Source organism: Streptomyces sp. NPDC087422 (assembly GCF_044744145.1).
GTDB lineage: Bacteria > Actinomycetota > Actinomycetes > Streptomycetales > Streptomycetaceae > Actinacidiphila.
Window position 1 is genome coordinate 368,176 of the sequence record NZ_JBIUXT010000005.1, and the last position, 21,634, is coordinate 389,809.

Annotated in this window: 20 protein-coding genes and 1 pseudogene; 7 read left to right on the forward strand and 14 right to left on the reverse strand. The window is 73.1% G+C overall.

Annotated elements, in window-relative coordinates:
- Window positions 1–97: 97 nt before the first annotated feature.
- Window positions 98–454 (forward strand): hypothetical protein, encoded by a 357-nt coding sequence (locus ACIO6U_RS18730; protein ID WP_355335042.1) that lies wholly within the window; start codon window positions 98–100, stop codon window positions 452–454.
- A gap of 288 nt (window positions 455–742) precedes the next feature.
- Window positions 743–1,096: a PRC-barrel domain-containing protein gene (locus tag ACIO6U_RS18735; RefSeq protein ID WP_355335039.1), complete on the forward strand. Its 354-nt coding sequence runs from the start codon at window positions 743–745 to the stop codon at window positions 1,094–1,096.
- A 159-nt stretch (window positions 1,097–1,255) separates the two neighbouring features.
- On the opposite strand, the gene ACIO6U_RS18740 is transcribed toward ACIO6U_RS18735, so the two are convergent.
- The 4 genes from ACIO6U_RS18740 to ACIO6U_RS18755 all read right to left on the reverse strand — a co-directional run bounded on the left by ACIO6U_RS18740 (window position 1,256) and on the right by ACIO6U_RS18755 (window position 6,705).
- Window positions 1,256–2,536 carry an alpha/beta hydrolase gene (locus tag ACIO6U_RS18740; RefSeq protein ID WP_401720380.1) on the reverse strand — a complete coding sequence of 427 codons (1,281 nt, stop codon included), beginning with the start codon at window positions 2,534–2,536 and terminating at the stop codon, window positions 1,256–1,258.
- A gap of 10 nt (window positions 2,537–2,546) precedes the next feature.
- On the reverse strand, window positions 2,547–3,299 hold the full coding sequence (locus tag ACIO6U_RS18745) for a response regulator (protein WP_401720383.1): 753 nt from the start codon (window positions 3,297–3,299) through the stop codon (window positions 2,547–2,549).
- Complete coding sequence (locus ACIO6U_RS18750) at window positions 3,296–5,527, reverse strand: ATP-binding protein (RefSeq protein WP_401720386.1); 2,232 nt, start codon at window positions 5,525–5,527, stop codon at window positions 3,296–3,298. Before ACIO6U_RS18750 ends, ACIO6U_RS18745 begins: the two co-directional genes overlap by 4 nt.
- Window positions 5,528–6,063: 536 nt before the next feature.
- The gene (locus ACIO6U_RS18755) at window positions 6,064–6,705 is read right to left on the reverse strand and encodes an FCD domain-containing protein (protein WP_391047856.1); all 642 of its coding nucleotides are present in this window, start codon (window positions 6,703–6,705) and stop codon (window positions 6,064–6,066) included.
- 172 nt (window positions 6,706–6,877) lie between these two features.
- Between ACIO6U_RS18755 and ACIO6U_RS18760 the strand changes: the two genes are divergently transcribed.
- Both ACIO6U_RS18760 and ACIO6U_RS18765 read left to right on the forward strand, forming a co-directional pair.
- The gene (locus ACIO6U_RS18760; RefSeq protein ID WP_401720389.1) at window positions 6,878–7,738 is read left to right on the forward strand and encodes a MaoC family dehydratase N-terminal domain-containing protein; all 861 of its coding nucleotides are present in this window, start codon (window positions 6,878–6,880) and stop codon (window positions 7,736–7,738) included.
- A 50-nt stretch (window positions 7,739–7,788) separates the two neighbouring features.
- On the forward strand, window positions 7,789–8,664 hold the full coding sequence (locus ACIO6U_RS18765; RefSeq protein WP_401720392.1) for an HpcH/HpaI aldolase/citrate lyase family protein: 876 nt from the start codon (window positions 7,789–7,791) through the stop codon (window positions 8,662–8,664).
- A gap of 102 nt (window positions 8,665–8,766) precedes the next feature.
- Here ACIO6U_RS18765 and ACIO6U_RS18770 read toward each other — a convergent pair whose 3' ends face one another.
- Complete coding sequence (locus tag ACIO6U_RS18770) at window positions 8,767–9,534, reverse strand: enoyl-CoA hydratase family protein (RefSeq protein ID WP_401720394.1); 768 nt, start codon at window positions 9,532–9,534, stop codon at window positions 8,767–8,769.
- A gap of 52 nt (window positions 9,535–9,586) precedes the next feature.
- Window positions 9,587–10,522, reverse strand: a complete 936-nt coding sequence (locus ACIO6U_RS18775) for a LysR substrate-binding domain-containing protein (protein ID WP_401720920.1) — start codon at window positions 10,520–10,522, stop codon at window positions 9,587–9,589.
- 90 nt (window positions 10,523–10,612) lie between these two features.
- On the opposite strand from ACIO6U_RS18775, the gene ACIO6U_RS18780 reads away from it, so the two are divergent.
- Complete coding sequence (locus ACIO6U_RS18780) at window positions 10,613–12,055, forward strand: aspartate aminotransferase family protein (protein ID WP_401720397.1); 1,443 nt, start codon at window positions 10,613–10,615, stop codon at window positions 12,053–12,055.
- 138 nt (window positions 12,056–12,193) lie between these two features.
- On the opposite strand, the pseudogene rpsR reads toward ACIO6U_RS18780, so the two are convergent.
- From rpsR to ACIO6U_RS18820, 8 genes and pseudogenes are all read right to left on the reverse strand, one after another.
- A pseudogene (rpsR, locus tag ACIO6U_RS18785) lies at window positions 12,194–12,424 on the reverse strand (30S ribosomal protein S18); the annotation flags it as partial.
- A gap of 59 nt (window positions 12,425–12,483) precedes the next feature.
- Complete coding sequence (locus ACIO6U_RS18790; protein ID WP_401720400.1) at window positions 12,484–13,644, reverse strand: CobW family GTP-binding protein; 1,161 nt, start codon at window positions 13,642–13,644, stop codon at window positions 12,484–12,486.
- A complete protein-coding gene (locus tag ACIO6U_RS18795; RefSeq protein ID WP_355335009.1) occupies window positions 13,641–13,895 on the reverse strand; it encodes a type B 50S ribosomal protein L31 in 255 nt (84 codons plus the stop codon). Before ACIO6U_RS18795 ends, ACIO6U_RS18790 begins: the two co-directional genes overlap by 4 nt.
- A 62-nt stretch (window positions 13,896–13,957) precedes the next feature.
- Window positions 13,958–14,128 carry a 50S ribosomal protein L32 gene (gene rpmF, locus ACIO6U_RS18800; RefSeq protein ID WP_401720403.1) on the reverse strand — a complete coding sequence of 57 codons (171 nt, stop codon included), beginning with the start codon at window positions 14,126–14,128 and terminating at the stop codon, window positions 13,958–13,960.
- A gap of 330 nt (window positions 14,129–14,458) precedes the next feature.
- Window positions 14,459–14,620 (reverse strand): hypothetical protein, encoded by a 162-nt coding sequence (locus tag ACIO6U_RS18805; protein ID WP_401720406.1) that lies wholly within the window; start codon window positions 14,618–14,620, stop codon window positions 14,459–14,461.
- 569 nt (window positions 14,621–15,189) lie between these two features.
- Entirely contained in the window at window positions 15,190–15,798 is a 609-nt protein-coding gene (locus ACIO6U_RS18810; RefSeq protein WP_401720409.1) for a superoxide dismutase, read from the reverse strand.
- A 339-nt stretch (window positions 15,799–16,137) separates the two neighbouring features.
- Window positions 16,138–16,917 (reverse strand): FadR/GntR family transcriptional regulator, encoded by a 780-nt coding sequence (locus ACIO6U_RS18815; protein WP_401720412.1) that lies wholly within the window; start codon window positions 16,915–16,917, stop codon window positions 16,138–16,140.
- Window positions 16,918–17,232: 315 nt separating this feature from the next.
- Window positions 17,233–18,795, reverse strand: a complete 1,563-nt coding sequence (locus ACIO6U_RS18820) for a phospholipase C (RefSeq protein ID WP_401720414.1) — start codon at window positions 18,793–18,795, stop codon at window positions 17,233–17,235.
- A 505-nt stretch (window positions 18,796–19,300) separates the two neighbouring features.
- Between ACIO6U_RS18820 and ACIO6U_RS18825 the strand changes: the two genes are divergently transcribed.
- Window positions 19,301–20,239 (forward strand): ABC transporter ATP-binding protein, encoded by a 939-nt coding sequence (locus ACIO6U_RS18825; RefSeq protein ID WP_401720416.1) that lies wholly within the window; start codon window positions 19,301–19,303, stop codon window positions 20,237–20,239.
- Window positions 20,236–21,633: an ABC transporter permease gene (locus ACIO6U_RS18830; RefSeq protein ID WP_401307476.1), complete on the forward strand. Its 1,398-nt coding sequence runs from the start codon at window positions 20,236–20,238 to the stop codon at window positions 21,631–21,633. The genes ACIO6U_RS18825 and ACIO6U_RS18830 overlap by 4 nt, the downstream gene beginning before the upstream one ends.
- The last annotated feature ends 1 nt before the right edge of the window (window position 21,634 follow it).

Here is a 21,634-nt window from a genome sequence, read left to right on the forward strand (position 1 = left end):
TTCAGCTTCCACCGATCTCATGGTGTTCGGGTGGGCGTCGGCACGACACCACGGCCCGGATCACGACCCCGCACGGCAGAGAGAAGTGGCACTTCACATGATGTATGACGCCGAACGCGCACGGCAGCCCGCGACCGGGGCGGAGAATCCGGCGTTCACCGAACGGTGGGCCAAGCGCGAGTCCCGGCCCGAGCCGCTGCTGCCGCAGAAGGAGCGCGACGACTCCGCCGCGCTCCTCCAGCGGGCCGCGGGCTCCTTCGGCGAGAGTCCGCGCCAGGCGCTGGACGAGGCCGACCAGGCCCTCGACGCGGCCAGCGGCCACCTCGCCGAGGTGCTGGCCGAGCGGCTGCGCGTCCTGCGCGCCCGCTGGCAGGACGCAGACGGCGTCCCGGACGGCGCCGTGGGCCTGCTGCGCGACTACCGTGAACTCACCGAGCGCCTGCTGCGCCTCTGACCGAGGGCCTGAGGGCCGCGCGAAGCCCGCTGGCGGAGAGCGATTCTCCGGCCCGGCGGGCTTTTGTCGTGATCCCGATCACACCTCGACGCCGGGCGTCCGGCCGGAGCACCACGCCGTTTCCGCTGATCAGACGAATATTTGCCGCACGGCAATAATCTTCGGCATATGAGGTGTGCGTGCGGGACGGGCGGGCACGCGACGGTGTGAGCAAGCGTCACTGACTATCGGATGACACAACGTCACTACCGCGAATCGGGACGGAAATTGCGATAAAGGAGCCGCGACATGAGTGACAATATCTGGGGCTACGAGCAGACCTCCGGCCACACGGCGGGAACCGACCTGATCGGATACAAGGTCGAGGCGACCGACGGCCACATCGGAAAGGTCGACAAGCACTCCGATGACGTCGACTCCGCATATCTGGTGGTCGATACGGGTGTGTGGATTTTCGGCAAGCACGTACTGCTCCCGGCCGGCACCGTGAGGTCGATCGACGCGGCGGACCAGAAGATCTTCGTCGAGCTGACGAAGGAGCAGATCAAGAACTCCCCTGAGTTCGACAAGGACAAGCACGTCGGCGACGCCGGATACCACCAGCAGGTGGGCGAGTACTACGGCAGCCACCGTAACCGCTGACACAGCGAGCGGCAGGGAAATATGGGGCCGCCCCGGCACTCGCCGGGGCGGCCTTTTCCCGTGGGCACGTGAATTCCGGGGGAGCGTGAAATGCCCCCGGGGGGTTTGTCACCGCCCGGGCATCTCACGCCGGCATGTCACGGGCATCTCACGGGCGCCTCACGACGGCGGAGCCGTCCCGCTGTAGGGCCGCAGCGGAAGCGGCCGGTCCAGCAGGAAGGCCACGAGCGCCGACTCGTAGACCGCGGGCCGGTCGATCGCGATGGCGTGCCCGGCGCCGGGCACGTACACCAGGGTCGCGTCGGGAAGTGTGCGCTTGTAGTCGTAGGTGACCTCCCACTTCTTGTAGTCGCACTCGCCGCGCATGATGAGCGTCGGTATGCGCGCCGTGCGCAGCCGGGGACGCGGGTCCGGCAGGTGCTTGGCGTCGTCGATGGTGAACTGGTTGACGTAGAAGCCCGTGCGGTTGTCCGGGAGCCGCGCCGGGGGCCGGCCGGGGCACTGGGCGGCGGGCAGTGACGTGGTGAGGATCTCCCGGAAGCGCTGGTCGGCCTCCCGGTCGCCGACCAGGTGGTGCGCCGCGTCGGGGTTGACCGACTGGAGCAGGGCCATGGCGATCATCCGGGGAGTGTTGGTCAGCTCGTCGACCCGCTTCCTGGCCTCCGGCGTCAGCCGGTCCCACAGCTCACCGGTCTCGCCGTCGGGGAAGGCCCCGTACCAGAGCACACCCGGCGAGCTGAGGACGGCCTTGGCCACCCGGTCGGGATGCGCGGCCATGTAGTGGGCGGCCAGCGAGCCGCCCCAGGACTGGCCGACCAGGATGATCTTCTCCGCGCCTATCGTCCGGCGGATGGCGTCCAGATCCGCCACCTGCCGGGCGACGGTGTACTGCGTCACGTCGCGCAGCCTGCTGGAGCGTCCCGAGCCGACCTGGTCGTACGCGTAGACGTCGAAGCCGTCGGCGGCCAGCGCGCGGCCCGCCTGCGAGATGTCGTCATTGGCGGTGCCCGGACCGCCGTGCAGGAAGATCACCGGTGCGGGCCTGGCCGTGCCCGTGGCCGCCGCCTCGCGGTACGCGATCCGGGAGCCGGTCGGCAGCGCCCAGAAACGCACGTCCGGCGGCACCTTCCCGTCCGCGGGCCGCGGCATCGGCCGCAGGACGGTCGCCCCCGACAGCGCCGCGGCCACCACGGCGAGCACGGTGGCGGAGATCACCGCGGCCCGGCGCCGACGGGCGACGCCGAACAGTACGAAGCCGGGCCACGCCACGAGGAAGGTGACGCCGAACAGGACGGCGAGGGCCGCCGCCACCAGGAGCGGGACGGAAGCGGTGGCCGCGCCCGCGCCGATGAAACCGGCCACGGCCGCGGCGAGCCCGAGAACCGCGGCCACCAGAAGGAGCAGGACGCCAGCGGTGCGGCGTAGGAGTGTCTGTGCCATGTCGGAAACGCTATGAGCGCCCCTGGCCGCGTTCCTCCTGCTCAGGGGCCGGATCGACAGGGGGGCGCGACGGCCGGACGGCGGGGACCGACCCCGCCGTCCGGCGGGGTCGGCGTACGCCCGGCCGGATCAGCCCCGACTCGTACGCGGCGATGGTGGCGTGGACGCGGTCGCGTACGCCCAACTTGCCCAGGACGACGGCGACATGGTCCTTGACGGTGGCCGCGCTGATGCCGAGCGCCTCGGCGATCTCCGCGTTCGTCCCGCCGCGCGCCACCTGGACGAGCACCTCGGTCTCCCGGGGCGTGAGCGCGGCCAGCGGCGCCGCGTCGTCGGGACCCGGCGCGGACGTGAAACGGTCGATCAGACGGCGGGTGATGCCGGGGTCCAGCAGGGCGTCCCCCGCGGCGACGACCCGGACCGCGTCGATGACGCGCTCGGGTTCGGCGTCCTTGAGCAGGAACCCCGCGGCCCCGGCCCGCAGCGCGGCGAACACGTACTCGTCCAGGCCGAAGGTCGTCAGCACCAGGATGCGGGTCTGCGGCACGTCGGCGGTGATACGCGCGGCGGCGGCGATGCCGTCGAGTCTCGGCATGCGGATGTCCACCACCGCCACGTCGGGGCGCAGTTCGGCGGCGAGGGCCACGGCGGCCTCCCCGTCGGCGCACTGGCCGACGACGCTCAGATCGGCCTCGGCGTCGAGCACCGCGGCGATACCGGCCCGCACCACGGCCTGGTCGTCCGCGACCGTCACCCGGATCATGCCGGCACCACCTCGGGAAGCCATACGCGGACCGTGCCGTCGCCAGTCGTCGCGAGCGTACCGCCGACGGCGTCGGCCATCGCGTCCAGCCGCCGCAGCGACGGTCCGGCCGGGGGTCGGCGGTGGACGACGACCTCGACCCCGTCGGCCGCGTAGTGCACGGTGACCCGCGCCTCGTCGGACATCAGCGCCTCCGCCGACCGGTAGGCGGCGACCTCCATCGCGGCCGGAAGCGACCGCACGCGCCCGGTCAGCCGGGCCGTCGCGCGGTGCCTGGCGGCCAGGGCGGCGATGCCCGCCACCGTGGGCGGCGGTACGTCGTCGTCGGCGTCGAGCGGTTCGCGGACCTCGGTCAGCAGCTCACGCAGCGCCCGCAGGCCGCCGCGCGCCTCGGCCAGCACCTGCGGCAGGTCGGCGGCGTCGGCCGCGGCCACCATGGCCGCCACCGGGCGGCGCGCCGTGGCGCGCAGTTCGGCGGACAGCCGCAGCCGTTCGGCCCGCGCCGCCTCGGCCGCCGCCCGGTTCAGCGCCGCTCGCCGGGCGCTCTCGCTGTCGGCTCCGGTGCGGCGGCGCCCGCAGGACCGGACCCCGCACGCCCAGACGGCCGCCGCGGGCACCGCTGCCAGCGCGCCGAACACCGCCCAGCCCAGCGCGACCCGCCGCACGTCCTCGCTGACCATGGCCAGCCCCGCCACCGCGGCGACGCCGAGCACCGCGGGCCAGGTCCGCCGCGCGCCCGGTGCGGTCGGCGCGCGGGCCGCGACCGAGTACAGCAGCACCAGATCGCCCCACCAGCACCACAGCAGCAAGTCCGTGGTGTGCGGCGCGGTGACGCCCAGCCGGTCGCAACCGAGCCACAGCAGCACCACGGCCGAGGCCGCCAGCAGGCCGCTTCGCGGTGCCGTACGCCGCCGGGCGAGCGGCAGCGCGTGCAGGACGAGCAGGGCGAGGAGCACGATGTGGCCGGTGGCCCCGGCGCCGCCGGGGAAGACGTCGGGGCCGCCGCCGGGCAGCAGACCGGCGCCCAGCGGAACCGCCAGGGCGAGCAGGGCGAGGGCCGCGTCCAGTGCCGCGGGGCCGCGCCGACCGGACCTGAAACGGGCGCTTTCTCGTACGGCGGTCGGCCCGGTCGCCAGCGGCAGCCGCGCGCTGACCCGCCACCCCGTGCCCACCGGGCCCGCCGTCAGCCGCCCGCCGTCGGCCGCGACCGCCTCGGCCAGCGCGGTCAGGCCGCTGCCGCTGCCGAGGTCGGCGACCGCGAGCGCGCCGCCGCTGTCCCGCACATGGACGACGAGGTCGCCGCGTTCGACGGCCAGCCGCACCTCCACCGTCGCTCCGGCCGCGTACCGGACGGTGTTCGTCAGCGCCTCACGGACGACGCGGAAGGCCAGCGAGGCCGTGGCGGGCTCCACCGCGGGCTCCAGGGCGGCGACCGTGCGGGTGTAGCGGACACCGGGGAAGGCCGCCACCAGGGCGTCGACCTCCTCCAGACGGCGGGGCACCGCGAGCGCGTCGGCCAGCGCGTCGAGTTCGAGGAGCGCCAGCCGCCCCTCGTGGCCCGCGTGCCGGGTGGCCTCCGCCATCAGGTCCTCATGTCCGAGCCTCAGCGCGGCGGCGGCCGACACCGTGACACCCGTCAGCCGGTGCGCCACCACGTCGTGCAACTCGGCCGCGAAACCCCGGCGTTCACCGCGCGCGGTGTGCCGGAGCAGGTCGGGCGCCCGCCGGGCGTACTCCTCCCGCGCGGAACCGAGAGCCCGGCGCCATCGGCGGGACCGGCCCCGTACCCATACGGCCGCCGCGCCCGCACAGGCCAGCAGGGCGCCTGCCGCCACGATCCGCGGCTGCGCGCCGTGCCACAGCACGAGGCAGCCGACGGTCAGGGCGGCGAGGAGCGCCCCGAGCGCCGACGCGCCCGCGGTACGGCGCAGGGCCAGTGAGTACAGCGCGACGAGCACCGCCGGAACGGTCACCGGCGCCCAGGCCAGGACCCGCGAGACATCCGCGCCCACCACGGCGGCGACCGCGGCGGCCAGGGCCGCGGCCGGGGCGGCACGCCGGACCGCCATCGCACCGAGGGCGACCGCGACGGCCGCCGCGGCCAGCGCCGTACGGGCCGGACCGGGCGACGCGTCCCGCCCCAGCGCGGCCACAGCCCACCAGAGCGCTTGAAGGACAGCCAGGATCCCCGGCACCAGACGCGCCGAGCGCTCGCGATGCTCTCCCATGGCCCGGAGATTACCGGCCGGGCGACGCCCAGAGCGGACGGTCAGGTGCCTGGCGCCGCAGCGGTCGCAGATGCCGCCGTCTCGGGTGCGGCTGGGCGGCCGAAGCGAGGGGCGTGCCCTCCGGCGTGTCCGGGCGTCGAGTCCGACGCGGCGCGCCCGGACGGACTCGACGGGCGGGTCCTCGAACGGCTGGCGGTCGACCCCTCGCCGCCGTGGTCGTCGGCATGGACCACACCTTCGACGGTGTCCGGGGCACCTCGGCGAATGGTCCACCGGGAAGATCGCGGGCGAGGGCGCGCCGCTGGATCCGGGGTCCGGCCGCGCGGAGCGGATCGCCGCCGGGTCGGCATCCTGCGACGGATGCTGAACGACCACGGCCCGCGCCGACGCGCCGCCGCCGTCGCCCGGATCGAGATCGCCCGACCTGGCCGCCGCCCTCAGCCGGGTCGACGTGCGCGAGGCCACGGCCCGACATCCCTGCTCTGTCGGCGGGGAGGAGGCCAACACCGGCTCCTCGTAAGGGAGTCGGGCTCGCGTCAGCGGCTCTCGTGGTGCCGGGCCAGCAGTTCGCCCGCGTGCCGGACGTGGTCGGCCATCGCCGTACGGGCCGCGTCCGGATCGTGGTCCGCCAGTGCGGTCAGGATCGCCTCGTGGTCGTGCGCGGAGGCCTCCGCCCAGCCGTCGACGCCGGAGAAGAACATCCGGGGCGCGTAACGCGACGCGGTCCGCAGGAACCACAGCAGGCGCGGGGAGCCCGCGGCGCGGTTGATCTCGCGGTGGAAGAAGTGGTTGAGCCGTTCCACCCGCGCGGCGTCACCCGCCCGGTGTGCCGCGACGAGCTCTTCCTGGAGCGCCACGAGCCCGTCCAGCGCCTCCGCGGTGAGGCGACGGCTGGCGAGCGCGGCGAGTTCACCCGAGACGAACGCGTGCACCCGGTAGATGTCCTCGATGTCCGAGCGGGACAGCGGCAGCACGACGAAGCCGCGGTTCGGCTCCAGTTCCACGAATCCCTCGCCGCGCAGCAGACCCATCGCCTCGCGTACCGGCGTGACGCTCAGCCCCAGCCGCTGGGCGAGCGGTTCGAGCCGCAGGAACTCACCCGGCGCGACCCCGCCCGAGACGATCAGATCGCGTACGTACGAGGCGACGTCGTCGGACCTCCGGCGCCCGTCCGTCACCGGCCGCACCCACTCTCTCCGCTGATCCTCTGCCGGGTTCTCCGCCGGTTTCCCCTGCTGGGACGGCGTTCACCCTACATCATGTACGATCTGGGGAAATCGTATATGAAAGGTCGGTGGCCATGGCGTCGAGCGTGCGGGGGCGCGGGCCGGTCGTGGGCAGGAGAGGCCGTTGACCGCCGCCGAATTCGAGAAGATCGCCGCCACCTGGCGACCCGAGCCCGCGCAGGCCAGCGGCGCGGTGGAGCGGGGGACCATCGACAAGCTCGCCGCGCTGTTGGACGTACCCGCCCCCGAGGACGGCGCCGAACTGCCGCCGCTCTGGCACGAGGTTCTGCTGCGCGACGCCGTCGGGATCGAGCGGATCGGCGCCGACGGACACCCCGAGGGCGGGGCGCTGCTGCCGCCGCTGGCCGACCGGCGGCGGATGTTCGGCGGCGGCACGGTGGAGGTCGTCGCGCCGCTGCGGGTCGGCGACCGCGTCGACCGCATGAGCCGCGTCGCCGACGTCCGGGTGCGCGAGGGCCGCTCCGGCGTGCTGCTGCTGGTCACCGAGGACCACGTGTGGTCGGTCGCGGGCGAGGACCGGATCAGGGAGCGGCGCGACATCGTCTACCGCCGCGCGGCCGACATCGGACCGCCCACCGCCACCACCGGAGGCGCGGTGTCCCCGGTCACCCCGTCGGCCACCCATGTCCCCGACGAGCGCTACCTGTTCGCGTACAGCGCGCTCACCTACAACCTGCACCGCATCCACTACGACGCCCCGTACGTCCGCGAGGTCGAGCACCACCCCGGCCTCGTCGTCCACGGCCCGCTGCTCGCCCTCTGGTGCGCCGAACACGCCCGGTACCGCCTCGGCGCCGCGCCGACGCACCTCACCTACCGGCTGACCTCGACCGCCTACGTCGGCCAGGAGGTCACCGTCGGCTCGGCCGGGCGGGAGGACGGCGCCCTGTCCATCGAAGCATGGTCACAAGGGCGTTGCTGCGTACGGATGACCGCGCGGGACGCCGCACCCGCCGCCGACTGAACCAGCCGAGCCGTCGCCGCCGGACACCATCGAAGGAGAGCGGATCAGCCATGGCACCTTCCGAGGACAACGACAGCGCGGGCCCGTACGGAGGAGGCGACCGTACGGGTGTCGCGGACGCGCTGGGCCGCGCCCGGTCCTTCCTGTTCGTGCCGGGCGACCGGCCCGAACGGTTCGACCGGGCGCTCGCCAGCGGTGCGGACGCGGTCGTGGTCGACCTGGAGGACGCGGTGCCGCCCGACGCGAAGGAGGCCGCGCTGGCCAACGCGACGGCGCTGCTGGGCCGCGCGCCCGGCGTGGTGATCCGCGTCAACGACCCCCGCACGCACCGTGGTTCGGCGGATCTGGCGGCGCTCGGCGCGGCGGGCGCGCCCGTCGCGGTCGTCGTCCCCAAAGCCGAGGACGCGGCCACGGTCGCGGCGGTCCTGGCCGCCCTGCCGCCCGGCTCCGCCGTGCTCCCGCTGATCGAGACGGCGGTCGGCGTCCTCGACGCCCGGCTGATCGCGGCGGCGCCCGGCGTCGTCCGGCTGGTCTTCGGACACCTCGACCTCTGCGCCCAGTTGGGGCTGCGGCCCGACGACACCGCGCGGCTCGTCCCCGCCAGATTCGCCCTGGTCGCCGCCTCGGCCGCCGCGGGACTGCCCGGTCCCGTGGACGGCGTCTGCACCGAAGTCCGCGACCGGGAAACGCTGTTGGTCCAGGCCCGTGCGTCCCTCGACAGCGGCTTCACCGGCAAGTTGTGCATTCACCCCGCCCAAGTGCCCGCCGTCCACGAGGCCCTCGCCCCCGACCCGGACGAACTCGCCTGGGCCCTGCGGGTCCTCGAACTCACCACGGAGGACGAGGTGAAGCTCGTGGACGGCCACATGGTCGACCGCCCCGTCCACCTGCGCGCCCGCTCGATCGCCGCCCGCGCCGATCGGTGACGTGTCGGCGTGGCGGCGGTCCACGGTGGTCGGCGGCGGAAGCGGAGGTCGGCACCGGGACACCGGCCACGCCCAGGCGGTCCGTGGCCGTACCGCGTGGAGTCACCCGGCGGCGCGCCACCGGGGCGGGCGGCGCTCCATGATCGCGCGGATGCCCTCCTGCGCCTCCTCGCTGGCGAACAGCCGCGCGGACAGGGCGGTGAGGTCGCTCGCGTCCGCGGCGATCCGCCGCCGCCGGTCCGCCGTCAGCAGCTTCTTCGTCTCGGCGGAACCCTGCGGTGAGGTCTCGCGGACGGCGGCGGTGAAGCGGGCGACGGCGGCGTCGATCCCGTCGGCCGGGGCCGCCGAGGTGATCAGGCCGATCTGCGCGGCGCGCGCCGCCTCGAAGGTCTCGCCGGTCAGGTAGTAGTGCGCGCCCGCGCGCGGTTCCATGACGTCCAGCGTGCACAGCGAGATGATCGCGGGCGTGACGCCGATCCGCGCCTCGGTGAAGGCGAAGGACGCGCTCTCGTCGGCCACCGCGATGTCGCACGCGCCGACGATGCCCATCCCACCGGCCCGTACATGCCCGGTGACCCGCGCGATCACCGGCTTGGGCAGCTCCACGATCAGGCCGAGCAGCGAGACGATCGCCTGCGTCGCCGCCGTCATCGAGCCGCCGCCCGCCTCCGACAGGTCGGCGCCCGCGCAGAACGTACGCCCGGTGTGGGTGAGGACGACCGCGCGCACATCGGCGTCGGCGCCCGAGGACTCCAGGGCCTCGGTCAGCTCCGCGACCAGTCGGGAGGAGAGCGCGTTGCGGTTGTGCGGCGAGTCGAGAGTGATCGTCGCGACCTGGTCGCGTACGACGTGACGGACGAGCTGCGTCATGGAGGACACCTCGGGTTGGCGGCGGTCGACGGTCCCTGCGGTCGGGACGATGCTAGGGCGTGTCCGGCGGCCCGGCCACGGAGCCGGGGAGGGGCAGGGGGAGGTCCGTGATCTGGCGCAGGGCGTCGAGGACGACGTGGACGGCCGCGCGGGGCGGGGAGCCGCGGCGGATCGCGGCGGTGATGGTACGGGATACGGGGGTCGCGAGCTCGCGGGTGGCGACGCGGTAGCGGCTGTGGGCCACGGTCAGGCCGGGGAGGAGGGTGATGGAGAGCCCGGCCTCGACGTGCTGGAGGGTCATCATGTAGTTGCTGAAGCGGCAGACCACGCGCGGTTCGAACTGGGCCTGGCGGCACAGCCGCAGGGCCAGCCCGGCCATGTACGACTGCGGCATGTCCAAGGACCACGGCTCGTCCGCGTACGCCGCGAGGTCCGCGGCGCCGCGTCCCGCCGCGGGGTGCTCCGGCGGTACGACCAGCAGGATCGGGTCCCTGGCCAGCGGGACGAGGTCGAGGTCGGGGCCCAGGGGCAGCTCGTCGAAGTCGGTGGTCGTGATGATGACGTCCGCGTCGCCGCCGCGCAGCGCCGGCATGCTCTCGTGCGGCTCCAGTTGCAGCAACTCGATGTCGAGGCGCGGGTGTTCACGGGCCAGTCGGGTCACGACCGGCACGGCCATGGTGTGGATCGCGCTCTGGAACGCGCCTAGGCGTACGAGTCCGGCCGGCTCCTCGCCGAAGCCGTGCAGCTCCGCCTCGACGCTGTCCATGTGGTCGAGGACGGCGCGCGCCCGCCGGGCGAGGATCAGCCCGGCCGAGGTCAGCCGCACCCGGCGTCCGGTGCGTTCCAGAAGCTGCGTACGGGTCTCGGTCTCCAGCACGGCGAGCTGCTGCGACACGCTCGACGGGCTCAGGCTGGCGGCCTGGGCCACGGCCCGGATGGTGCCGAGCGTGTCGAGCTGGGTGAGCAGCCGCAGCCGCCAGGGATTCATCACGGGGCCATTCTTGTGCGGATCTACCGAACAGGACAGCCGGAAATGTGCGATGGACGTGTCGCTCGCGGGCCGCCTACCGTCGAGGCCATGGCTGCTTCCCGCACTGGCACCCCCACGTCCACTACCGGCACCTCAACCGGCACCTCCACGGGCGCTTCCACCGGTACGACCGCGGGCACGACCCCCGGCGTGATCACCGGCCCCGCGACCGTCCCGTCCGCCCCGCCGTCCGCCGAGAGCTTCTGGGCCGACGCCGAACGGCATCTCGTGCGCTACGGACCCGAGTTCACCCCCGAGATCATCGAACGCGCCGCCGGAAGCTTCGTGTACACCGCCGACGGCCGGAAGATCCTGGACTTCACCTCCGGCCAGATGAGCGCGATCCTCGGGCACTCGCACCCGGCGATCGTCGCGACCGTCCGGCGGCAGGTCGCGGACCTCGACCACCTCTACAGCGGCATGCTCAGCCGGCCGGTCGTCGACCTCGCCCGGCGGCTGTCCGACACGCTGCCCGCGCCCCTGGACAAGGTGCTGCTGCTGACGACCGGCGCCGAGTCCAACGAGGCCGCGATCCGGATGGCGAAACTCGTCACCGGCAAGCACGAGATCGTCTCCTTCGCCCGCTCCTGGCACGGCATGACGCAGGCGGCGGCGTCCGCCACGTACAGCGCGGGCCGCAAGGGGTACGGGCCGGCCGCGCCCGGCAACTTCGCCATCCCCGTACCGAACGCGTACCGGCCCGACTTCACCACGCCCGACGGCGCGCTCGACTGGCGCCGCCAACTCGACTTCGCCTTCGACCTGATCGACGCGCAGTCCACCGGCAGCCTGGCCGCGTGCCTGGTCGAGCCGATCCTCAGCTCGGGCGGTGTCATCGAGCCGCCGCCCGGCTACTTCGCGGCCCTGCGCGACAAGTGCCGTGAGCGCGGGATGCTGTTGATCCTGGACGAGGCCCAGACCGGTCTGTGCCGCACCGGGACCTGGTACGCGTTCGAGCGCGACGGCATCGTCCCCGACATCCTCACCCTGTCCAAGACGCTCGGCGCGGGACTGCCGTTGGCGGCCGTCGTGACCAGCGCCGTGATCGAACAGGAGGCGTACGACCGCGGGTTCCTGTTCTTCACCACGCACGCCGCCGACCCGCTCGTGGCGGCCGTCGGCAACACCGTCCTCGACGTCCTGATCGCCGACAGGCTCGACGAACGCGCCCGCGCGCTCGGCGCGTTCCTCCGCGAGGGCCTGGCGGAGATCGCCGAACACCACGCTGTGGTCGGCGACATCAGGGGCCGTGGCCTGCTGACCGGACTCGAACTCGTCGTCGACCGCGACACGAAGCAGAGCTCCGACGAGCTGGGCGCACGCGTCACCCGCCGCTGCCTCGAACTCGGCCTGCACATGAACATCGTCCAACTCCCCGGCATGGGCGGGGTCTTCCGCATCGCCCCGCCCCTGACCGCCACCGAGGACGAACTCTCCCTGGGCCTGGCCGTCCTCGACCAGGCGATCGGCGACGCGTCCGCCACGCTCTGAGCCGCCCTCACGGCCTGAGCCGCCGTCACGCTCTGGACCAGCGCCATGCTCTGGAACCACGCCCACGCTCCGAACGACCGTCGCGCGAGCGGCTCGTGTGGCGGTCTGGCGCGGGGAAGCGCTCCCCTTCGGCGGAGTCGAGGCGTAGGGGAGCAGCGCCATCTCACGGGCGTTCTTGACGGCCTTGGTGATCTGGCGCTGCTGCCGCGCGCTGATCCGGGTGACGCGGCGGCTGCGGATCTTGCCCCGGTCGGAGATGAACCTGCGCAGCAGATCGGTGTCCTTGTAGTCGATGTATTCGATCTTCGCCGCGTCCAGCGGGTTGGGCCGGGATGTGGGGGCCTTCCGGGGATCGGGTCGGCGGGGCATGGGCGGCACTTCCTCGGTCGGTTCGGGTCCCGGCCGCTCCGGCCGGGGGAAAGGGCGGATCAGGACAGCGGGGAGAGCAGTTCGTCGAAGGCGGCCGGGAGGGTCCGCCATCCGGCGCGGCCCGCCGCGTACTCGGCGTCCGTCAACAGGCAGGAGTCCAGAAGGTCTTCGAGTCCCGACCGGTCGAGGCCGGGGGAGGTGAAGACCAGATGCTGGCAGCGGTCGCCGTGCTCCGGGTCCCAGTCGAGGGACGCGGCGGCCGTACGGACCGGGGACTCCAGCTCCCAGGCCGCGTCCGGCAGCGACGCCAGCCACGGGCCGACGCTCTCCACGCACAGGGCGCCACCGGCCGCGTCCCACGCCAGGAGCGTGTCGGGCCGGTCCGCGAGCCAGAAGCGGCCACGGCTGCGGGCGGCGGCGCAGGCCAGATCCTCCAGTGCCGCGTACAACCGGCCGGGGTGGAAGGGGCGGCGCCTGCGCCAGACCAGGGTGCCGACCCCGGCCTCCTCCGCGTCCTGCGGCAGCCGTGAGCAGGCGGGGTGCTGCGCGGCGGCGGCGCCTGCGACGTCGAAACCGGCGAAGGCCATCCTGGCCAGCTCGGTGGTGCCCGCCGCCACCTGCCGCGCTGTCGGGTGGAGTTGACGCAGCAGGGCGCGCTCCTCGTCGGTCGGCTCCTCGTCCTGGACGACCACCAGCACCGGCGGGTACTCCAACTGGCGGGCCCAGGTGTCGCCGACGGTGCGCCGGTCCTGCGGCGCCACCGCGAGGCCCGCGTCGCCGAGGTCGTCGCCGTTGGCCAGGCAGGGCAGGACGAGAGCGGGGTCGACCGCCGTCGTGACACCGGCCAACTCCAGGAAGCCGGAGCCCAGTTCGGCGATGATCTCGGCCATCCCCTGCGGCTCGACGGAGTCCCACAGCTCCACCACCGCGAGCCGCGTCAGACCGCTCGCGGCCAGCCGCTCCAGCTCCGGCACCAGGTCCTCGCGCAGAGCGCAGCACGCGCAGTCGTTGACCAGCGGTGTCTCGCCCTCGGACACGAGGCCGTCCGCGTCGCGCACCGTACGGCGCACGACACCGCGTTCCGCGGCCCGCGACAGGTCGTGGTGCAGGGCGACGCTGTCGGGGACCATCGACAGCAACTGCCCGACGACCGTGCGGCGCGCGTCGCCGTGCATACCGGCCACCACGACGACCGGCAGCCGGTCGTACCCCCGCGTCATCGCGGACCCCGCCGCGCGTACCGGCGCTCGAAGCGCTCGACGCGGCCCGCGGTGTCCAGGACGCGGGCGGTGCCGGTGTAGAAGGGGTGGCTCCGCGAGGAGATCTCCACGTCGATGACGGGGTAGGTCCTGCCGTCCTCCCACACCACCGTCGTGTCGCTGGTGGCGGTGGAGCGGGTGAGGAAGGCGAAGTCGGCGGCCTTGTCGCGGAAGACGACCGGGCCGTACGGGGGATGGATGTCGGGCTTCATGGAGGTGTCCTCGTCGTGAGTCGTCGGCTGCGGGGTCCGGTTTCTCCGGCCGCGGTGTCGGGTCAGCGCGCGGGGTCGAGCAGGCCGCGCTCGTAGGCCCTGACGAGCCGCCGGGGGACCGCGTACGCGACGCCGTCGATGGTGACGGTGACCAACCGCGGTGCGGCGGCCTTCCATCGGGCGCGGCGGTGCCGGGTGTTGCCGCGAGACATCTTGCGTTTGGGAACGGCCATGACGGTCCTCCGTGAGGTGGGCGGACGGGCGAGCCACCACACTATATGGAGATGGATATCGTTTTCAATTAGAGGTGCGTGGACGGGCGCGATCCCGGACACGCCGGTGCGCCGGGACCCTGTCAGCGGGTCCCGGCGCACCGGTCGAGCGGGTCGGACGTGGCCAGGCGCGGTCAGGCCGGTTCGGCGTAGCGGCGGCGGGCGAAGTGCCTGACGGCGGGCTCGACCTCGCCGGGCTCGCGCAGGCGGCGCACCGCCAGCAGGGCGTACGTCTCATGGCCCGTCGACCACGTGGGTGCGCGGCAGGGCGAACCTCTCCCCGGGGACCGGTCAGACCAGCAGCCACAGGTGCCTTTCCGAGGTGTACGGCCGCGGGCCGACGGTGACCGCGGCGATCTGGTCCCAGCGGAAGACGAGGTCGGTGGCGCCGAAGTCCCGCATCGCGATGCCCTCGGGGCCGATCCGCAGGCGCAGCGGACGCAGCCACCGCAAGAAGAGCCAACCGCTGCCGTACAGACCGCTGAGCCCGACAAACGGCCCGAGGGCGACGGCCTGTTGGGCGCCCCCGACGGGTCCGCCGGTCCGTAGCGCAGCCCGACCCCTTCGATCTCACCCCAGCCCAGCCGGTGCTCATCGAGGGTGATCCCGTACTCGTCCACCCGCAGCCGGAACGGCAGGCTCGCCCTCCGCAGCGACCGCGCACCCGCGAGGACGGACAACACGGCCAGGAGCAGGGCGATATAAGCCGTCTGCCGGGAATCGCCGCGCGCGAGCGCCGCCCATACGACGGCGCCGACCGCCACTAGCGCCCCCCACCCCACCCAGCGTCTGCCGCTCCGGCGAAGCCGCCCGCTCCTGGTGAACTCCACCGTGCTGCCCCCCTGTTGCCGTCCCTCGGCCGCGTCCGTCGCTACGCGTCAGGGGAGACGACGGGGCCGCGCGCGGCAGTTCCTGTCCGCGCGGGAACGGTGGGGGAGTGACAGGGAAGCGGCCGGGGGCACCGCCGTGGTCGGCGGTGCCCCTGCGGCGTACGGCGTCCGGTGTGCGGCGTGCTACGAGGGTCAGGCGCCGGTGGCCTTGGCGTAACGGGCGCTGACGTCGGTCCAGTTGACGAGGTCCCAGAGCTTGGTGACGTAGTCGGGGCGGACGTTCTTGTACTGGAGGTAGTAGGCGTGCTCCCAGGCGTCGAAGACCAGCAGCGGGGTGGCGCCGTGGCCGACGTTGCCGTGGTGGTCGTAGACCTGTTCCACGATCAGCCGCTCGCCGAGCGGCTCCCAGGCCAGGACGCCCCAGCCGGAGCCCTGGACGGACGCGGTTGCGGCGGTGAGGTGCTTCTTGAACGCCTCGAATCCGCCGAGGTGCTCCTCGATGGCGGTGGCCAGCGCGCCGTCGGGGCGGTCGCCGCCGTCGGGGGACAGATTCTCCCAGAAGATCGAGTGCAGGACGTGGCCGGAGAGGTTGAAGGCGAAGGTCTTCTCCAGGCCCACGAGCCGGGCCGGGGCGAGCTGTTCCTTCTCGCGGGCCTCGGCGATCTGCTCCAGCGTGTCGTTGGCGCCCTTGACGTAGGCGGCGTGGTGCTTGGCGTGGTGCAGCTCCAGGATTTCGCCGGTGATGGCCGGTTCCAGAGCGGAGTAGTCGTACGGCATGTCAGGAAGCGCGTAGGTGCCCATCAGGCACGGCCCCTTTCGACAGAGTGAGAATACGTGCCGCGACCCACCCTATGACCTTATTGCGAGAGAGTTGCAATAGCGGCACAGGTGCAGCAGCATGGTGTCGGGCGGGGTCGGCCCGACAGCATCCCGGGAGAGTCGCTTCCTCGACGCTGATCGTCTTTCCAACCGGCAACCCGCCGGCCCGCCGGTCCCGCCCGCCGACGTACTGCTGTGCCCGCCGCCCGCGCTCCGATGCCGCCGACCTGGGCGGGCGGGGGGCCGGGAACGCCGGAGCCCCCTTCGGCGCGGATCTCCGCGTCGAAGGGGGCTCGGCCGCGCGTGCCGGAAGCCGGCCGCCTACTGCTTCTTGCGCCGCCCCGCCGCCTTGGGTTCGTCCAGGCAGAGCCGCGCCGCGGTCCTGGTCAGGTGCTCGCGCATGATCCGCTGCCCGGTCTCCACGTCGTCCGCCCGGATGGCCGCGATGATCGCCCGGTGCTCCTCCATGCCGCGCTTGCCCCTCTCGGGCGCCGTCCGCTGCGCGGTCGCCGGCGATATCAACTGCGGCCCGTGGAAGGAGTGGATCAGCATCTCGAACGCGGTGTTGTGCGTGCTCGCCGCCAGCCGCGTATGGAATTCGGCGGACAGCGACACGTCGTAGTCGCCGCCCGCGACCGCCTCCTCCTGCCGGTCGCAGATCGCCTGGAGCGCGGCGATGTCCTCGTCGTCCGCGGTCGCGCACAGCAGCGGCATGATGCCGACCTCCAGGACCAGCCGGACCTGGGTCACATCGGCCGCCGACACCGAGGAGAGCGTGAGCAGATCGGTGATGCTCGCCCCGATCCGGTCACTGGTCGGCGTGGTGACGAACGCCCCGCCGTGCGCGCCCACCCGGATCTCGACCAGTCCGCCCGCCTCGAGCACCCGCAGCGCCTCGCGCACGGTCACCCGGCTGACCCCGAACCGCTCGCACATCTCGCGTTCCGGAGGGAGCCGGTCGCCCGGCGTCAACTTGCCCTCATGGATGAGCGAGCGCACCTGGTCGACGATCAGCGCGGAGATCCGGCGGTCGTTCACGGGGCTGAGGAGCCGGCCGGACTGACCGTCCTCGGTCCTCGCTGTCGGACGGCGAGCGGCCATAAGGGTTCCTTCCCTAGACGCGGACGACCCCATAGTAACTGATTAAGGTATGACCAATAGGCCCTGGTCGGGGCCCGGCGCGTGCTCCCCCGTGAGGTCGGCCTCCGGGCCTTACCGACTCCGTGTGCCCCGGTATTGAGCCTTTCCCGCCTCCCGGCGCGCGGATGTTCTCCCGGTGTGTTCGATCGCGCCGCCCGGCCCCCTCCCCGGTCTCCTGGCGATGGCGGGCGCCCTGCCGCCGGCCTGGGCGCTGACGGCCTGCGCGGGCGACGCGGCCCGTTCACAGCCCGAGATGGACCCGCCGCACCCGGCGGGTCAGCGCGGGGGAGGGAAGGACTGGGTGGCGCCCGGTCGCGCGGGCATGGGCTGGGTGGAGGCCGCGGTCTGGGCGGCGAGGTGGGCGGCCGTCGTGGCGGGGGCGAATTCCGGGCTGGTCGGAGCGGGTTTGCGGTCCTGGAGGCGGAGGGCGCCGGTGAAGTCGCCGAAGGTGCGGCGACGCCACTTGCTGATCGGGGTGAAGGTCACCGGACCGTGGCCGGACAGGCCGCCCGCCGCGGTGATGGTCTCGATGAACCGGAGCGCCGAGGTGTGGTCGGAGACCTCGGAGAAGATCCGGCCGCCCACGGTCCAGGGGGAGACGATGACGCACGGCACGCGGAAGCCCGCGCCGACCGGCAGCCCCCCGCCCGGAGTGCCCTTCGGCGACGTCAGGTGGACGAACTCCTCCGGGTACGTACGGGGGTTGGGGACGGGCGGCGGGACGTGGTCGAAGAAGCCGTCGTTCTCGTCGTAGTTCAGGACGAAGACGGTCGAGTTCCACAGCTCGTCGTTGGAGGCCAGCGCCTCCAGCTTGGACGCCAGGTACTGCGCGCCGGCCGCCGGGAGATTCGGCGGGTGCTCGTCGGCCTCGCTCGGCATGTAGAGCCAGGACACGTCCGCGAGGACCCCGTTGGCGCAGTCCTCCTCGAAACCGAGCGCCGGGTCGGACGCCGGGGACGGGTGGGTGGGATCGCCGACCCGTCCCGGTGTGCCGTCGCCGTAGAGCGTGCCGCCGGTCATGACGGCGTTGTGGAGGGCGACGGGCAGGGTCGCCTTGTTCTTGAAGCTGGCGAACCAGGCGAAGACGTTGAACCCGCTGGTCGCGCCGGAGAAGTACGTCTTGACGCTGTACCCCGCGTCGTGGAGGATCTCCGCCGCCGACGGGTGGGTCATCGGGTTCGGCGTGACCGTCTCCAGCACGGGGCCGCCGAATTTGCCCTCCGGGTCGTTGGTGCCGGACATCCACACCAGCCGGTTCGGGTCGGTCGGGCCCAGGACGGAGCAGTGGTAGTTGTCCAGCAGCGTGAAGGACTCGGCGAGCGCCCAGTGGAACGGGATGTCCTCGCGGGTGAAGTAGCCCATCGTGTACGCGCCGTTGACCTCGCCGTCCGAGGCGATGTGCGCGGACAGCCAGCCGTCCATCGCGCCCTGGTTCCACGAGGCGTGCTGGTCGCGCCAGTCGTGGGAGAGCGACGGGATCGCGGCGGCGCCGGTGCTGAGCGTGGACATGTGGAACGGTTCGAGATACCCGTCGGGGTTGGCCGGATCGGGCTGCCGGAAGACCGACTCGCCGTTGGGCAGCTTGATCGCCGTCTTGTCGTTGAAGCCGCGGGCACCGGGAAAGGTGCCGAAGTAGTGGTCGAACGACCGGTTCTCCATCATCACGTACACGACGTGCTTGATCTGGGACAGGTCCCCCTTGGCCGGCCCCGCGGTCGCGGCCCGCGCGAGGTTCTCGGGCAGCACGCCCGCCACCCCGGCGGCACCCGCCAGCGCGGCGGCGCTGGCGACGAAGCGGCGCCGGGAGATCCCCGAGCGGCCTGAAGCGGTGTTGCTCATCGTCTGTCTTCTCTCCGTCTCGTGGGACCCGGTCAGGACTTCTGCGGGGCGGGACCGCGCGGGGCGGCGCCGTGACCGCGCGGAGCCGTCGGCCCCGCCGCGTCACCGGACCGGGCGACACCGAGCACCTGGGCGACCGCGCTGTTGCGTGTGTCGGCGAGGTACAGCAGGTCCGAGGACCGGTCGATCGGAGGTCGCCGCGCCGCCGTCGCCGGAGAACGCGCCGAGGCCGTCGTCCGCCTTGTCGGCAGTATGGTCGCCCGCCACGGTCGTGATGGTCCCGGTCCGCGCGTCGACCCGGCGGATCACGTTGTTGGCCGAGTCCGCGATGTAGTCGCGGAAGGCGCCGTCGCGGTCGTCGGCGCGGCGGCGTGCGGCGGCTCGGGGCGGGGCACGCGTGCACCGCGAGCGGGTCTCCTGTCGTTCTCCCAGCGTTCAACTCGTAGTCCATGACGGCGCATTGTGCTGTCCCTAGGGTCCCTGAGGGCTGTGAAAGAAGGGACTCATGGACACTCTCCTTGCTGTCCGGGCTCGTGGGATCACCAAGTGCTTCGGTGACGTCGTCGCCCTCGACGGCGTGGATCTGGATGTCGCGCAGGGGCGGATCCACGGCCTGGTCGGACCGAACGGCGCAGGCAAGACCACGTTGTTGGGCCTGCTCCTGGGCCTGGCCGTCGCCGACGCCGGGCACCTCGACATCCTGTGCACGCCGATCGGCCGGCTGCTCGCCGCTCCCGAGGGGGTGGCCGGATTCGTGGACGGGCCGGGGCTGTACCCCTCGCTCACCGCCCGGCAGAATCTGGCCGCGCTGGCCGCCCTGCGCGGACGCGACGCGCGGACGGCGGGGATCGACGACGTACTCGACCAGGTCGGCCTCACGGACGTCGCCGACGACAAGGCGCGCGGGTTCTCCCTCGGCATGCGGCAGCGCCTCGGACTCGCCGCGGCCCTGCTCACCAAACCCCGGCTGCTCGTCCTCGACGAACCGTCCAACGGCCTCGACCCGGCGGGGAAGAAGCACGTCCACGGTGTCCTCACCCGGCTCGCCGCCGAGGGCGCCACGGTCGTGCTCTCCAGCCACCGCATGGACGACCTCGAAGCGCTGTGCTCCGACGTCACCATCCTCGCCACCGGAAGGACCGTCTTCTCCGGCCCGCTGGGCAAGCTGGCCGCCGAGAGCCGCGAACTCGACTACCGGCTGCTGACCTCGGACCAGCGGGCCGCCAGCCGGCTGGCCCATGACACGGCCGGTGTGCGTGTCGTGGACGAGGCCGCGACATGGCGCGGCGCCGACGTCCTCGTCGTCCGCGCGCCGACGCCGGCCCTGGACGACCTGGTGGCGCGGATCGTCCGCGACGGCGTCGCCGTACGAGAGGTGGGCCCGGTGCAATCGCCCCTCGAAGCCGCGTTCCTCGCCCTCACCGAGCAGGAGGCGGCCCGATGACCGCGACCGTGTCCGCGACCGACCGCCCGGCTGACGGCCATGACGCCCATGACGGCCACGACGACGAGGCCGGAGTCCGCCGCGTCTCGGTGGCCCGCGCCTACCGCTTCGAACTGGTCAAGCTGGTGTCGCAGTGGCGCATCCGCCTGCTGGTGCTCGCCTGCTGGATCGCGCCCGCGCTCTTCGTCGCCGCGGTGAGCCAGCAGAGCACGCTCCCCTCCGACACCCTCTTCGGCCGCTGGATGCATGCCACCGGGTGGGCCGGATCGCTGGTGGTGCTCGGCTTCTCCGGCACCTGGGCGCTCCCGCTGCTGACCTCGCTGGTCGCCGGGGACGTCTTCGCCTCCGAGGACCGGCTCGGCACCTGGCGGCACCTGCTGGTGGCGGTCAGGTCGCCCGGGCGGATCTTCGCCGCGAAGGCACTGGCCAGCGTCACGGTCATCCTGCTGCTCGTGGCCGGGCTGGCCGCCTCCGGCGTGGTCGGCGGGCTGCTGTCGGTCGGCAACCACCCGCTGGTCGGCCTCGACGGCCACCTGCTGGCGCCTTCCGACGCCGCGCGTGACGTCCTCCTCGCCTGGGCCTGTGTCGTCGCGCCGACCCTCGCCCTGGCCGCGATCGGACTCCTCGGGTCGATCGCGCTGGGACGGTCCCCGATGGGTCTGCTCCTGCCCGCGCTCGTCGCGCTCGCGATGCAGCTCGCCCAGATGCTGCCGCTGCCCGTAGCTCTGCGCCTGGCCCTGCCCGGCTACGCCTTCCTCTCGTGGAACGGTCTGTTCACCAGTCCGGGACAGCTCGAACCGCTGCTGATCGGCATCGCGGTGAGCGTGGTGTGGGCCGTGGTCGCGACCGGACTCGCGTGTCTGCTCTTCCTGCGCCGCGATTTCACCGACCTCACCTCCGACGGTTCGGGGCGCCGTGCCGTCACCGCCGGACTCCTGCCGCTGACCGGCCTGTTGGCCGCGACCTTCGCGGTCATCGCCGTGGCGACCCCGTCGACGGGCTCCGGAATCGACCAGGACAAGATCCAGCGGTCGGTGGCCACCGCGTTCGCCCACCTCTACCGCGTCCAGGCCGGCGACCTGAACCGCCCCGACGTGACGGAGGAGCACCTGCGCGTCACCGCGGCGTGCAACAGGGGCGGGGGCCAGGTCGCCGCCGAGGGTCCGGGCAACGACTGGCGCTGCGTCGTCACCTGGCATCTCCCCGACGTCACAGCCGCGGGGACGGCTGTCTACCAGCTCGACGTCACCGCGGACGGGCGGTTCGTGGCCGACGGCGACGGGCCGAAGGAAGTCAACGGCTACTTCCTCGTGCGCACCCCCGTCGGGGACGCGCCGAACCCGCTCTGGCAGTTCGACGGCAACGTCGAACTGCTCCACTCCTCGAAGGGATGAC